The organism is Aureimonas phyllosphaerae (genome assembly GCF_047943035.1).
Taxonomy (GTDB): Bacteria; Pseudomonadota; Alphaproteobacteria; order Rhizobiales; family Rhizobiaceae; genus Aureimonas; species Aureimonas phyllosphaerae.
On record NZ_CP181348.1, the window covers coordinates 1,738,499 to 1,751,862 of the forward strand.

The 13,364-nt window shown below is 70.5% G+C and carries 14 protein-coding genes; 7 read left to right on the forward strand and 7 right to left on the reverse strand.

Features of this window, described 5'->3' with window-relative positions:
- Positions 1 to 2 precede the first annotated feature (2 nt).
- Both ACLNGM_RS08115 and tam read left to right on the forward strand, forming a co-directional pair.
- The gene (locus tag ACLNGM_RS08115) at positions 3 to 2,624 is read left to right on the forward strand and encodes a TIGR02302 family protein (protein WP_416357895.1); all 2,622 of its coding nucleotides are present in this window, start codon (positions 3 to 5) and stop codon (positions 2,622 to 2,624) included.
- 76 nt (positions 2,625 to 2,700) lie between these two features.
- The gene (gene tam / locus ACLNGM_RS08120; protein WP_416357896.1) at positions 2,701 to 3,489 is read left to right on the forward strand and encodes a trans-aconitate 2-methyltransferase; all 789 of its coding nucleotides are present in this window, start codon (positions 2,701 to 2,703) and stop codon (positions 3,487 to 3,489) included.
- Positions 3,490 to 3,493: 4 nt separating this feature from the next.
- Here the strand turns inward: tam and ACLNGM_RS08125 are convergent, their stop codons facing one another.
- From ACLNGM_RS08125 to ACLNGM_RS08140, 4 genes are all read right to left on the reverse strand, one after another.
- The gene (locus tag ACLNGM_RS08125; RefSeq protein ID WP_416357897.1) at positions 3,494 to 3,901 is read right to left on the reverse strand and encodes a response regulator; all 408 of its coding nucleotides are present in this window, start codon (positions 3,899 to 3,901) and stop codon (positions 3,494 to 3,496) included.
- 141 nt (positions 3,902 to 4,042) lie between these two features.
- Positions 4,043 to 5,188, reverse strand: coding sequence for a L,D-transpeptidase family protein (locus ACLNGM_RS08130; RefSeq protein WP_416357898.1), 1,146 nt, complete (start codon positions 5,186 to 5,188; stop codon positions 4,043 to 4,045).
- Between the two features lie 100 nt (positions 5,189 to 5,288).
- Positions 5,289 to 5,825 carry a hypoxanthine phosphoribosyltransferase gene (gene hpt, locus ACLNGM_RS08135; protein WP_416357899.1) on the reverse strand — a complete coding sequence of 179 codons (537 nt, stop codon included), beginning with the start codon at positions 5,823 to 5,825 and terminating at the stop codon, positions 5,289 to 5,291.
- The gene (locus tag ACLNGM_RS08140) at positions 5,822 to 6,142 is read right to left on the reverse strand and encodes a hypothetical protein (protein WP_416357900.1); all 321 of its coding nucleotides are present in this window, start codon (positions 6,140 to 6,142) and stop codon (positions 5,822 to 5,824) included. Before ACLNGM_RS08140 ends, hpt begins: the two co-directional genes overlap by 4 nt.
- Before the next feature lie 182 nt (positions 6,143 to 6,324).
- Between ACLNGM_RS08140 and ftsE the strand changes: the two genes are divergently transcribed.
- The 4 genes from ftsE to ACLNGM_RS08160 all read left to right on the forward strand — a co-directional run bounded on the left by ftsE (position 6,325) and on the right by ACLNGM_RS08160 (position 9,568).
- Entirely contained in the window at positions 6,325 to 6,984 is a 660-nt protein-coding gene (gene ftsE, locus ACLNGM_RS08145; protein WP_055893141.1) for a cell division ATP-binding protein FtsE, read from the forward strand.
- Positions 6,977 to 7,942: a cell division protein FtsX gene (locus ACLNGM_RS08150; protein WP_090962835.1), complete on the forward strand. Its 966-nt coding sequence runs from the start codon at positions 6,977 to 6,979 to the stop codon at positions 7,940 to 7,942. The genes ftsE and ACLNGM_RS08150 overlap by 8 nt, the downstream gene beginning before the upstream one ends.
- Positions 7,943 to 7,982: 40 nt before the next feature.
- Positions 7,983 to 8,657, forward strand: coding sequence for a YdcF family protein (locus ACLNGM_RS08155; protein WP_416357901.1), 675 nt, complete (start codon positions 7,983 to 7,985; stop codon positions 8,655 to 8,657).
- Between the two features lie 86 nt (positions 8,658 to 8,743).
- Positions 8,744 to 9,568, forward strand: coding sequence for a lysophospholipid acyltransferase family protein (locus tag ACLNGM_RS08160; RefSeq protein WP_416357902.1), 825 nt, complete (start codon positions 8,744 to 8,746; stop codon positions 9,566 to 9,568).
- Here ACLNGM_RS08160 and ACLNGM_RS08165 read toward each other — a convergent pair.
- On the reverse strand, positions 9,565 to 10,077 hold the full coding sequence (locus tag ACLNGM_RS08165) for a gamma-glutamylcyclotransferase (RefSeq protein WP_416357903.1): 513 nt from the start codon (positions 10,075 to 10,077) through the stop codon (positions 9,565 to 9,567). The two genes, ACLNGM_RS08160 and ACLNGM_RS08165, sit on opposite strands and share 4 nt — an antisense overlap.
- Positions 10,078 to 10,146: 69 nt before the next feature.
- On the opposite strand from ACLNGM_RS08165, the gene ACLNGM_RS08170 reads away from it, so the two are divergent.
- Positions 10,147 to 11,181, forward strand: a complete 1,035-nt coding sequence (locus ACLNGM_RS08170; protein ID WP_416357904.1) for a DUF2125 domain-containing protein — start codon at positions 10,147 to 10,149, stop codon at positions 11,179 to 11,181.
- A 10-nt stretch (positions 11,182 to 11,191) separates the two neighbouring features.
- Here the strand turns inward: ACLNGM_RS08170 and ACLNGM_RS08175 are convergent, their stop codons facing one another.
- Both ACLNGM_RS08175 and hisC read right to left on the reverse strand, forming a co-directional pair.
- A complete protein-coding gene (locus tag ACLNGM_RS08175) occupies positions 11,192 to 12,148 on the reverse strand; it encodes a prephenate/arogenate dehydrogenase family protein (protein WP_416357905.1) in 957 nt (318 codons plus the stop codon).
- Positions 12,145 to 13,248 (reverse strand): histidinol-phosphate transaminase, encoded by a 1,104-nt coding sequence (gene hisC / locus ACLNGM_RS08180; protein WP_416357906.1) that lies wholly within the window; start codon positions 13,246 to 13,248, stop codon positions 12,145 to 12,147. The genes ACLNGM_RS08175 and hisC overlap by 4 nt, the downstream gene beginning before the upstream one ends.
- Positions 13,249 to 13,364: the final 116 nt, after the last annotated feature.

Sequence of the window (13,364 nt, forward strand, 5' to 3'; positions counted from 1 at the left end):
TCATGGGTCCTGAAACCTCCGGCTTCGACATGGCCCGCACCGCCTCCGTGCGCGGTGCCGCCTTTGCCGCGCTTCTGGTGGAGCGGATCTGGCCGGTCGTGGTGCGCCTCGTGGCGCTCGGTGGCATCTTCCTCATCCTCGCATGGTTCGGCATCCTGGCCGCCGTGCCGGATTGGCTGCGCATCGCGCTTCTCGTCGTTCTCGCTCTCGGCGCTCTCGCCATTCTCTGGGGCGCGCGGCATGTGCGCCTGCCGACGAGGGGCGACGTCGCGCGCCGCGTCGAGGCCGACAGCGCACTCCAGCACCAGCCGTTGCAGGCGCAGGAGGACCGCGTGCCGGGGGGCGACGATTTCGCCGCCGCGCTCTGGCGCGAGCATCAGCGGCGTATGGCCGAGCGGCTGCGGGGCCTGCGTGCCTCGGGCCCGCGCACGCGCACCTACGCGATCGACCCCTACGGCCTGCGCGCCGTGCTGGCGCTTCTCGTCGTCACCGGTTTCGCCTTCTCCTTCGGCCCCCGCGGCGGGCGGATCGCCGATGCCGTGGCGCCGTTCGAGACCGCGCTCGTCGCGGGCGTGCGGGTCGATGCCTGGGCGACGCCGCCGGGCTACACCGGCCGCGCGCCGATCCTTCTCACCGCCGAGGCCGCTCTGACCGGCCCGATCGAGGTGCCGGAAGGCACCGTCCTGTCGCTGCGCGTCTCCGATCGGCGCGGCACCGACGTCACGTTCCGGCCGGAGGGCGGCGAGGGCGCGCCGATCGCGCCCGTCGTGCCCGAAGGACAGGCGCCGGCCGATGCGGCGGCGCTCGAGGACGCCGACACGCCCGTGGCCGGCGAGTACGAGCTTCCCCTCCAGGCCAGCGGCACCGCGCGCATCGCGACGACGTTCCGCGAACTCGGTGCCTGGACCTTCTCGGTGACCCCGGACAATGCCCCGACCGTCGCCTTCCGCGGCGAGCCGAAGCCGGGGCGCAACGGGTCGCTCGACCTCGCCTTCGCGGTGAGCGACGATTATGGCGTCGCGTCGGGCGAGGCGAAGCTTGCCACGCGCGAGCTCGTGGCGCCGGGCGCCCGGCCGCTGATCGCGCCCCCCGAACCCGCTCTCTCCCTGCCGCGCCGCCGCGCGGGCGAGGCGGAAGGGCGCACCAGCCTCGCGCTCGCCGACAGCCCCTATGCCGGCACGCGCGCGGCGCTGACGCTGACCGTTCGCGACGATGCGGGGCAGGTCGGCGAGACGCCGCCGCTGGAGGTGACGCTGCCCGAACGCCGCTTCACCGACCCGATGGCGCGCGCCGTCGTCGAGCAGCGTCGCATTCTCGCGCTCGACGCCAACGCCGTGCCTCGCGTCGTCTCGATGCTCGACGCGATCACGCTGCGGGGCGACGAGTTCATTCCGAACCCCTCGCACTATCTGGCGCTGCGCGCGGTGCGCGAGCGCATCGCCCATGCGCCGGACGACGAGACGCTGGTCTCGGCGGTCGATTTCCTCTGGCAGATCGCGATCGGCATCGAGGACGGCGATCTCGGCGCCTCCGAGCGGCGGCTTCGCGACCTGCAGGAGCAGCTCAGCCAGGCGCTCGAGAACGGCGCGAGCGACGAGGAGATCGCCAAGCTCATGCAGGAGCTGCGGCAGGCCATGCAGGAATACATGCAGGCCATGGCCGAGGCGATGCGCAACATGCCGCCGCAGAGCCTGTCGCAGATGGGCGAAGCGCAGGAGATCCGGCCGCAGGACCTCGACCGGATGCTCGACAAGATCGAGGATCTCGCCCGCTCCGGGTCGAAGGATGCCGCGCAGCAGCTCCTGTCGGAGCTGCGCGACATGATGGACAGCCTGCAGGCCATGCGCCCGAACCAGGGCCAGCAGCAGTCCGGCCAGCAGAGCCCGATGCAGAGCCAAATGAACCAGCTCGGCGAGATGCTGCAGCGCCAGCAGAAGCTGATGGACGAGACGTTCGAGCTCGGCCGCCAGCAGATGCGCCGCCAGATGGAGAACGAGCGCGGCGGCGAACCGGGTCGAGAGGGCCAGCAGCCTCAGCAGGGACAGGAGGGTCAGCAGGGGCAGCAGGCCCCGATGACGGCGGAGGAGCTGCGCGCCATGCAGGAACGCCTGCAGGCCGAGCAGAGCCAGCTTCAGAAGGACCTTCAGGCTCTGCAGGAGGCGATGCGCGGTCAGGGACTGCAGCCGAGCGACGACCTCGGTCAGGCCGGCGAATCGATGGGGCGGGCTGAAGGCGCGATCGGCCAGGGCGACGATGGCGAGGCCGTCGGCCAGCAGGGCGAGGCGATGAGCGCGCTTCGCCGCGGCGCGCAGGATGCGATGAACCAGATGCAGGCGATGCAGGGGCAAGGGCAGGGCGAGGGCCCGCAGCCGGGCCAAGGCATGCAGCCGGGTGGTCCCGGCCAGTTCGGTCAGGCTCCGGGCCAGCAGCGCTCCGGCCGCGACCCGCTCGGTCGCGAACGCCAGACGCAGGGGCCGGACTTCGGGCAGGATGTCGGCGTGCCCGACGAGATCGACATCCAGCGCGCGCGCCGCATCCTCGACCAGATCCGCGATCGCCTCGGCCACCAGCTGTCGCCGGAACAGGAGCGGCAGTACCTCGAACGCCTCCTGCAGACGCCCTGACGCGTCGCCGGCGGGTTGGCGCGGAAGGTCGGTGGGCGTAGAAGCGGGCATCCGCACGCCCGAAGGATCGCTTGCCATGGCCGACTGGAACCCGGGGCTCTACTCCCGCTTCGAGGACGAACGCACCCGGCCCGCGCGCGATCTCCTTGCCCGGTGCCGGATCGGCGCGGACGGGCGCGGTGCGGGCCTGCGGATCGCCGACCTCGGCTGCGGCCCCGGCAACTCCACGGCGCTCCTCGTCGAGCGCTTTCCGGAGGCCGAGATCATCGGCTACGACATGTCGGAGTCGATGCTGGAGGCGGCGCGCCGCCGCCTGCCGAACACGCGCTTCGAGCGGGCCGACATCGGCACCTTCGCGCCGGGCGTCTCCTTCGATCTCCTGTTTTCCAACGCCGCTCTGCAATGGGTGACGGGGCATGCGCAGCTGTTGCCGGCGCTGTTCTCGCATGTGCGCCCGGGCGGTCTCCTCGCCGCGCAGATCCCCGACAATCTCGGCGATCCCTCGCAGGTGGCCATGCGCGACATCGCGGCGGAAGCGCCGTTCGCGGCGGTTCTTAGCGGCATGGACGAGGCGCGCGAGGTGATCGCCCCGCGCGAAGACTATTACGACTGGCTGGCGGCGGAGGCGTCGGAGGTCGACGTGTGGACGACGGTCTACAACCATCCGATGGAAGCGCCGCAGGCGATCACCGACTGGTTCACGTCGACGGGATTGAAGCCGTTTCTGGACCCGCTCGACGCGGCAATGAGGGCGGCGTTCTCGCAGCGCTACACAGAGGAAATGGACCGGCGTTACCCGCCGCGCGCCGACGGTCGGCGGCTCCTCGCCTTTCCGCGCCTGTTCATGGTCGCGCGGAAGGCGTGACGCGTCAGGCGTAGCGGCGGAGCGGTTCGGAGGTTTGCGTGGCGGCCGAGCCGCATAGCGCCTGCGCCACGCGCTGGCGGATCTCGGCGATCGTGAAGGGCTTTTCGACGACGCCGAGAATGAAGGCCGACAGGTCCTCGGCCGCTTCCTTCTGCTCGGCATAGCCGGTCATCAGGAGGATCGGCAGGTCGGGAAAGGTCGCATGCGCCGCGTGGGCGAGTTCGATCCCGGTCATGCCCGGCATGCGAATGTCGGACAGGAGGAGATCGAACGCGCCGTTCTCCTCGGCCAGAATGTCCACCGCCATCTCGCCGTCCTCGGCGACCAGCACCTCGTGGCCTTCGAGGCGCAGGGCACGCGCCACCAGAAGCCGGATGCCGGTGTCGTCCTCGGCGATCAAGATTCGGGCCATGGTGTCCTCTTCCTCGCATGCGCCGGAAAGCACCGGCCGGACAGAGCAAGACCCGGTCCGTGGCACGGAGTATGCGGGGCGACCCTTGTCCGAACCCTTACCGAACAGGGCTAACCGTTCATGAAGGCGAGAGCGGCGCGTTCAGCCCTTGAACTCGACCGTCGTCCTGGCCGGCTGGACCAGCTTGGCGAGCGCTTCCGCATCCCAGTTGGTCAGGCGGACGCAGCCATGGCTGCCGGTCTTGCCGATCTGCGAGGGCTCGGGCGCGCCATGGATGCCGTAGGTCGGCTTCGACAGGTCGATCCACATCGCGCCGACGGGACCGTTCGGGCCGGCCGGGATGGTCAGCTTCTTCTTGTTCTTGCCCTGCTGGAAGTTCTTGTCCGGATCGTACTCGTAGGTCGGGTTCGGCGCGCTGCCGTTGACCTTCATCGTGCCGCTCGGCGAGGGCGTGTCGTCGGAGCCGATCGTGGCGGGGGCGGACATCAGGACGCGGTTGTCCGCGTCATAGGCGAAGAGTTCGCCCTTCGACTTGTCGACGACGATGTGATCGACCTTGCCTTCCGGCGACGCGCCGGGGTCGGCGACGAGGAGCTTCGTGTCGGTGGACTTGAAGTCGGCGCCGGGGTTCAGGGCGAGAAGCAGCTTCTCGTCCATGTGGAACCGCTCGGCGAGCATTTCCGACGGGCCGCGGTAGCAGAGGCAGTCGAGCTTGGCCATCGCGCCGTAGTCCGACGGAATCTCGGAGATGTAGCGCTGGTCGATATCCTCGCGCGTCAGCTGGTAGGTCTTCACGGCCGCGCCGCCGTCCACTGAGAGCGCCTTCCAGAGGGCTTGGTCCACCACGCCGTCGACGCTCATGTCGTGCGCCTCCTCGTAGGCGCGGATCGCCTTTTCGGTGTTGCCGCCCGAACGGCCGTCGATGACGCCCGGCGACGCGTGGGCGCGGTCGAGAAGCACCTGGACGCGAATCATGAACGGGTCCGGCGCATCCTCCGGCTCGGCCTCGGCGTCCGCGGGCGGCTCGGCGGTCGGGCTTGCCGTCTGCGAGCCTTCCGGCGGGGCGGGTTCGTCGCCGTCCTCGACCGGGGCGGCAGCGTCATCGTCGGCCGGCTGGTCGCCCGCGTTCTCGGCCGCGGCATCGGCGGCCTGCTGCCGCGCCGTCCAGTCCTCGAAGCTTGCCGAATTGATCGCACTTTCCGAGAGGTCGGGCATCGGGGGCGCTGCGAGCGCGGTCTCGCCCATCGCTAGGACCAGGGCGAGGGTGATCCATGACGGCTTGGGCATTGGCGTCGTCTCCTGATCCGATTGGAGGCGACAACGCGTCGGCGACGCTGCGGCTCCACGCGCAAAAGCGCGCAGAACCTTAAATGTCCCAAGGGAGCGTTCAGTCCACGACCCGGCCGACGAAAGGCAGCTCGCGGAAGGCGTGGCCGACATCCATGCCGTATCCGACCACGAAGACGTCCGGGCAGTTGAAGCCGACATGCTCCGCCTCGATCGCGGCCGCGCGCTTCATCCGCTTGTCGAGGAGAACGGCGATCTCGCAAGCCGTGGCCCCGCGCTTCAGCATCAGGTCGCGCGCGAAGAGGAGCGTGCGGCCCGATTCCAGGATGTCGTCGACGATCAGCACCTTGCGGCCCTCGATCGCGCCCTCGACATCGCGCACGATCCTGACGTCGCCGCCGACGGTGCCCGCGCCGTAGGAGGACAGCGAGATGAACTCCATCTCGGGCGCAACGCCATGTCGATGCAGCGCGCGGATGAGGTCGGCGGCAAAGACGAACGAGCCCTTCAGCACCGCGACGACGAGAAGATTCTCCGGCTCCTTGGCGGCGATCTCGGCCGCCATCCGGTCGATCTCGCGCGCGATTACCTCCTCGCCGAAGAGGACTTCGAGCTCGCGCCCGCGAACCCGGATCATCGGACCACCTGCGGGGCGGCGGCGAGGCGCACGCTCGGCGCCGCCGTGCCGTGGCGCACGGGCTCGCCGGGCAGGAGCGCGAAGACGGCGAGCGCCGCCAGCGCGACGCCGGCCGGCAGCGCGAGACGGGTGAGGCCCGGCGTTGCGGGCGCGAACCGCGCGGCGGCCTCGAGCGCCGCACCCCAGCGGGGCACGGACGGCGATGCGAAGGACGAGCGGCCGCCCGAAACGACGTGGCCCTCGATCACGAGGCCGCGGGCGTTGCGCCAGTCGTCCCGAAGCCGGCTGCGGCGGATTTCGCGGTGGATCGGCTCCATGCCGCCCTCCTTCCGATTGGGATCGCGCGCGAGATCGGCGCGACAGGTCAGGATTCGGTAAGCTCCTATGGTTAACGGAAGCTTGTGGGATCGAGAACGCGGCCCGAATGCGGCCGGAATGATGGATCAGGGACGGGGTTCGGCGCCGCGCGGCGCCGGTGCGAGAGGGAGGCCGGGGCGGCTTGATACGGTTCGAGAACGTGGGCCTGCGTTACGACATGGGACCGGAAGTCCTGCGCGACCTGACCTTCGAGATCCGGTCGAAGTCCTTCCAGTTCCTGACCGGCCCGTCGGGGGCCGGCAAGACGAGCCTCCTGCGCATGCTGTTTCTGGCGCTCAAACCCACGCGCGGCATGATCACCGTGCTCGGCAAGGACGCCTCGACCCTGAAGCGCACCGATCTGCCCGCGATCCGCCGCCGCATCGGTGTCGTGTTCCAGGATTTTCGCCTGCTCGACCATCTCACGACCTACGAGAACGTCGCGCTTCCCCTGCGCGTGCGCGGGCGCGAGGAGGCGAGCTACCGGCGCGATGTCGAGGACCTCATCAAGTGGGTGGGGCTCGGCGAGCGCATGGACGCTTCGCCCGTGGTGCTGTCGGGCGGCGAGAAGCAGCGCGCGGCGATCGCGCGGGCCCTCATCGACCGGCCCGACATCCTTCTCGCCGACGAGCCGACCGGCAACGTCGACCCGCCGCTCGCCCGCCGCCTCCTGCGCCTCTTCATGGAGCTGAACCGCACCGGCACGGCGGTCGTCATCGCCACCCACGACCTCGGCCTGATGGACCAGGTCGAGGCGCGCCGCCTCATCCTCGCCGAGGGGAGGCTGCAGATCTATGACTGATCCGCGCGCCCTCCTCGCATGGTGGCGTGCGCGCGCCGAGGCGCGGCCGACCCCGATCGTGCCGCCCGGCAACGTGGCGGGCCGCGCGCTCCTCACCGTGATCGCGATCATGACCTTTCTCGCCAGCCTGACGCTCGGCGCCGTCACGCTCGTCGCCGATACGGCGGCCGACTGGCAGAGCGAGATCGCGCGCGAGGTGACGGTGCAGATCCGGCCGGACGAAGGTCTCGACATGGCCGCGGCGCTGGCAAAGGTCCGCGAGACGGTGCTCGCCGTTCCCGGCGTCGTGTCGGCAAGCGCGCTCGACGACGCGGCGACCGGCCGGCTTCTGGAGCCGTGGCTCGGCGAGGGCCTCGACCTCGACGAACTGCCGGTGCCGCGCCTCGTGATCGTCGGCATCGACGAGCGCTCGCCGCCCGACTTCCAGCGGCTGCGCGAGGCGGTTCGCGCCGCGGTCCCCCAAGCCAGCCTCGACGACCACCGCGCCTGGGTCTCGCGCCTCGTCTCCATGGCCCATGCGACGGTCCTGATCGGCATCGCGATCCTCGGCCTCGTGATGATCGCGACCGTTCTCACCGTCGTCTTCGCGACGCGCGGCGCAATGACGGGCAACCGCCACATCATCGAGGTTCTGCATTTCGTCGGCGCGCGCAGCGGCTTCATCGCGGGCGAGTTCCAGCGCCATTTCCTGAAGCTCGGGCTGATCGGGGCCGTGACCGGGGGCGCCTGCGCCTTCCTCGTGTTCCTGGCGATCGGCCAGTGGACGCGCGCCAACCAGGCGACGCCGGAGGCCGACCAGATCAGCGCGCTGTTCGGCTCCTTCGCCATCTCCTGGTGGGGTTACGGCGGCACGGCGGCGCTCGTGGTCTTGATCGGCGTCTTGACCGCACTCACCTCCCGCATCACGGTCACCAGCCAATTGGCCGCGATCGACATGCTGTCGCCGGTGGACGGATGAGAATGAACACGAACGACCGCTCTGACGGCGAGGCGGTGCGGTGACGGTACGGACGGAACGGCGCAGCCGCTGGCCGCGCCGCATCGCATGGCTCGTGCTGTTCGCGGTGCTGGCGAGCGGCGCCTATCTCGTCGGCGGCTTCGCGCGCTTTGCGAGCGACGTCGCGGCCCTGTCCGCACCGCCGACCGCCGCCCATGCCGACGGGATCGTGGTGCTGACGGGCGGCGAGCAGCGCCTGCGCAAGGCGATCGGGCTCCTGCGCGAGGGCGAGGGGCGGCGGCTCCTGATCAGCGGCGTGAATCGCGACACGAGCGCGGGCGCCATCGCGCGCGCAACCGGCACCGAGATGGCGCTGATCGACTGCTGCGTCGACCTCGACTACGAGGCGATGGACACGATCGGCAACGCCGAGGCGACGGCCCGCTGGGCCAAGGAGCACGGGTTCTCGCGGCTCCTGCTCGTCACCAGCGACTACCACATCCCGCGCTCGCTCCTGGAAATGAGCGGCGTGTCCGATCCGCCGGCGATCGTGCCCTATCCCGTGTCGCCGGAGAAGCTCTGGCGGCGCGACGGCTGGCCGACGCGGCTCGGCCTGCGCCTTCTCGTCACCGAATACGCCAAGGTGCTGGTGGTGAAGGCGCGGCTGGCGACCGGCGTCGACCTGTCCACCTTGGGCGGCAGCGTGCATCACCGCGTGGCCGAGCGGGCGGACTAGGCGCGCGCCGCTTCCCCTCCGCCGCCGCACCCCGTATGAGAGGGCGCCCGCCCGTGGGCCGCCGCACTTCCCGAGCCTTTCGCCCGATGATCACCCTGCGCTCCGTCCTGTTCCAGGTCCTGTTCTACACGCACCTGATCGGACAGCTCCTCGTCAACCTGCCGGTCTTCTTCCTGCGTTCGGAAGAGGCGCGCTGGCGCACCGTGAAGGGCTGGGCCCGCAACAGCCTCTGGCTGCTGCGCCATGTGGCGGGAACGCATTCCGTGGTCGAGAAGGCCGACCTCGTGCCGAACGGCCCCTGCATCGTCGCCGCCAAGCACCAGTCCTTCTGGGACGTGATCGTCCTTCTCCTGGTGGTCGAGCGCCCGACCTTCATCCTGAAGAAGGAGCTGATGGGCATTCCGGTCTTCGGCTGGTACGCGCGCACCATGGGCATGATCCCGGTGGACCGCTCGCGCCGCGCCGCCGTCCTGCCCTCGCTCCTGGCCGGTGCCCGCAAGGCGGTGGCCGAGGGGCGGCAGATCGTGATCTACCCGGAAGGCACCCGCTCGGCGCCCGGCACCGCGCCGAACTACCGCCCCGGCATCCACTATCTCTATGCCGAGCTCGGGCTTCCCGTCGTGCCCGTGGCCCTGAATTCCGGCCTGTTCTGGCCGCGCCAGGCGGTGCGCCGCGAGCCGGGGACCATCCGGGCCGAGTTCCTCGAGCCGATCCAGCCCGGGCTGGAGCGCGAGCCGTTCATCTCGGAACTGCGCGACCGGATCGAGGCCCGCTCGCTCGACCTCGTCAAGCGCGCCTATGCCGAGCGGCCGGACCTGCCGAAGAGCGATCTCGTGGCGCGGCTCCTTGCCGATCCCGACCCCCATCCGGTGGTCGAGGAGCGCGCGCCGGCCGGCACGCAGGGGCTCTAGAGCCGCGCGGCGACCCCTTCGAGCCAGCGGTCGCTGAGGCCGAGCGCGCGGATCTCGGCGAGCGCGGAGAGCACATAATCGCGATTGGCGCCGGACTGGCCGTGCGAGCGGCCGACGAGCGCCGCCGCCGTTTCCACCGACAGCCGGCCCGCATACTGCGCGTGGCCCCGGTCCACGACATAGGCGAGCGCGCGCACCGGCCGCCCGTCGAGAAGGCGCACCGGCAGGGTCGTCTCGAGATAGACGCTGGTCACGAGTTCGCGCTCGCGCAGATACGCGATCGTCGCCTCGGCGCGGCTCGCCGCGACACGGAACGCCATGCCGACGCAGGAGCCGCCGCGGTCGAGGCCGAACACCAGCCCCGGCCGCTCGGGCGTGCCGCGATGGACGTGGGAATAGATGCAGAGCGAGCGGTGGAAGCCGGCAAGGCGCGCCTTGGCGCGTTCCTCGTACTCAAAGCCCGGCCGCCAGATCAGCGAGCCGTATCCGAACACCCACAAATCGTCCATCGCTCTTGCCATTCCCGTTCCCGGCGCTTCATGAAGGCGCCGGTTCGGCCGTGCAGAAAGGATGCCGGGATGGCAAGGTCAAGGGCGGATGGGGACACGGGCCGTCGCTCCGGCGCGGGCAGGGTCTTCGCGGGCGTCGCGATCCTCGTCGTCGTGCTGGCGGCCGCCCTCACCGTTGCCTGGTACTGGCTGGCGGGCGAACTCGACCGGCGCGTCGCCTCGGCGCTCAACGCGGCGGCGGGCGGCGGCACCACGATCACCTGCGACAACCGCGGCGTCTTCGGCTACCCCTTCCGCATCGGCCTGTCCTGCGACAGCGTCGGCGTCGACGCCCCGGAGAACGGCATCCGCCTGTCGGCGGGCTCGCTGCGCACCGCGGCGCAGGTCTACCAGCCCTCGCACATCGTCGCCGAACTCGCCGGCCCCTTGCGCGCCACGGTTCCCGACCTTCCCACGATGGAAATGAACTGGTCGCTCGCGCAGGGCTCGACGAGCCTCTGGAGCGAAGGGCTGGAGCGTGTGTCGGTCGCGGTCGACCAGCCCGTCCTGTCGCTGGTCGGCGAGGCGGGGGCGCTGACGCCGCTCGCCCGCTCGGCGCGGCTCGAGACGCATGCCCGCCAGAACGGGGCGGGTCTCGACTTCGCCCTGTCGGATACGGGCGTCATCGCCACCATCCCGCCGATCGGCGATATTCCCGCCTTCGATCTGGCCGTCGACCTCACCGTCGACGGCGCGGCGAACTGGCTGCGCGACGGGGTGCCCGGCGGCCAGGTCGGTCCGGCGTTGCGTGGGCAAGCCGGCATGATCCGCGCCCTGCGCCTGAGCTCCTCGGTCGGTGCAATGGTGGACGTCTCCGGCCCGTTCCGCGTGTCCGAGACCGGCGAAATCTCCGGCGACTTCCGCCTGGGGCTCCAGAACCCGCAGGCGATCGCGCAGCTCGTCTCGGTGCTTGTGCCTGGCACCGCCGGCATCGCGTCCACGATCGCCAGCGGCATCGGCCTCGTCGGGCGTCAGGAGAACGGCCAGACGGTGCTCGACGTCGCGGTCCGCGACGGCGAGGCCCGCCTCGGGTTCATTCCCCTCGGCCGCCTGCCGCGCATCTGACGAAAAGGCTCTATTCGCCGGGCGCGCCGGCCTCGTTCCAAGGGTCCTTACGCGGCTTGAGGCGCCCGAAGTTCGCCTCTTCCGTGTCCTGGCCGGCCTGCACGATGGAGCGCCGGATGGCGCGCGTGCGTGTGAAGAGATCGAACAGCGCCTCGCCGTCGCCCCAGCGGATCGCGCGCTGAAGCGAAGCCAGGTCCTCCGAGAAGCGGGCGAGCATTTCCAGCACCGCCTCGCGATTGGTGAGGAAGATGTCGCGCCACATCGTCGGGTCGGACGCCGCGATGCGGGTGAAGTCGCGAAAGCCCGAGGCCGAGAACTTGATGACCTCGGACTGGGTCACCGTCTCGAGATCGGCGGCCGTGCCGACGATGTTGTAGGCGATGAGGTGCGGCACGTGGGAGACGATCGCGAGCACAAGGTCGTGGTGCTCGGGCGTCATCGTCTCGACCATGGCCCCGGTCGCCAGCCACAGGGCGCGCAAGCGCTCCGTCGCGGCCTCGTCGGTTTCCGGCAGCGGGGTGAGGATCGTCCAGCGGTTCTCGAAGAGCTCGAGGAAGCCGGCGTCCGGGCCGGACTGCTCGGTGCCCGCGATCGGATGGCCCGGCACGAAATGGACGTGGGCCGGCAGATGCGGCTGCATCTGGTCCACCACCGCCTTCTTCACCGAGCCGACATCCGAGACGATGGCGCCGGGTTTCAGGGCCGGGGCGATGGCCGCCGCCGCCGCGCCGCACGAGCCGACCGGCAGGCAGAGGATCACGAGATCGGCGTCGACGACGGCGTCCGCCGGATCGAGATGGTAGCTCGTGCCGAGCCTAAGATCCTCTGCCCGGCGCAGCGTCGCCTCGCGGCGCGTGGCGATCGAGACGTGACGCGCAAGGCCCCGGTCGCGGATGTTGATCGCGATCGAGGAGCCGATCAGACCGATGCCGATCAGCGCGATCTTGTCGAAGAGCGGTTCCGTCATTTCGAGAGGAAGTCCTTCAGCGCCGCGACGACGCCCTCGTTGGCTTCGCTCGAGCCGACCGTGAGGCGCAGCGCGTTGGGGAAGCCGTAGCCCGCCACGCGTCGCAGGATGAAGCCGCGCTCGGTCAGGAAGGCGTCGGCATCGGCCGCGGTGCGTCCGGCCTCGTCGGGGAAATGGACTAGCACGAAGTTGCCGACCGAGGGCGTGACGCGGAGGCCGAGCGCCGACAACTCTCGCGCCAGCCGCTCCAGCCACGCGTCGTTATGCGCGACGGTCTTCTCGACATGGTCGCGGTCGCGGATCGCGGCGGCGCCCGCGGCGATCGCCATGGCATTGAGGTTGAACGGCCCGCGGATGCGGTCGAGCGCGTCCACGATGGCTTCGGGAGCCAGCATCCAGCCGATGCGCAGCGCCGCGAGGCCGTGGATCTTCGAGAAGGTGCGCGTCATCACGACGTTGTCGAACTCGGCGACGAGCTTGGCGCCGGCCTCGTAGTCCTCGCGGCGGACGTATTCGGCATAGGCTGCGTCGAGGACGAGGAGGACGTGACCCGGCAGCGCGGCATGCAGCCGGCGGACCTCCGTCTCCGGCAGGTAGGTGCCGGTCGGGTTGTTCGGGTTGGCGAGGAACACGATCTTGGTGCGTGCGGTGACGCAGGCGAGGATCGCGTCGACCTCGGCCCGCTCGTCCCGCTCCCGCGCGACCACCGGCGTCGCCCCGGCTGCGCGGATGTAGATGTCGTAGACGAGGAATCCGTGCTCGGTGTGGATCGCCTCGTCGCCCGGCGACAGGAACGCCTGCGCGAGAAGCCCGAGAAGCTCGTCCGAACCGTTGCCGCACAGGATGCGCGAGGACTCAAGCCCATGCACCTCGGCGATCGCCGCCTTCAGCGCGCCGGCCTGGCCGTCGGGGTAGAGCTCGAGATGCACCGCCACGTCGCGCAGCGCGGCCTGCACGTCGGGCGAGGCGCCGAACGGCGTTTCGTTGGACGAGAGCTTGTGCAGCTTGACACCCGTCGGAGCCTTGCTCTTGCCCGGCACATAGGCCTCGATGTCGAGGACGCCGGGCTTGGGCTGGGGGCGGGCGGGAAGGCTGGTCATGGCGGGTCCTGACGGTCGGCCTGTGGAAGACATGCGCCCGCGCATACTCCCCACCGCCACGCCTGTCGAGACGAAGCGCAACAATCCGTTGCGCTGCGGGACGGTCGGCGATAGCA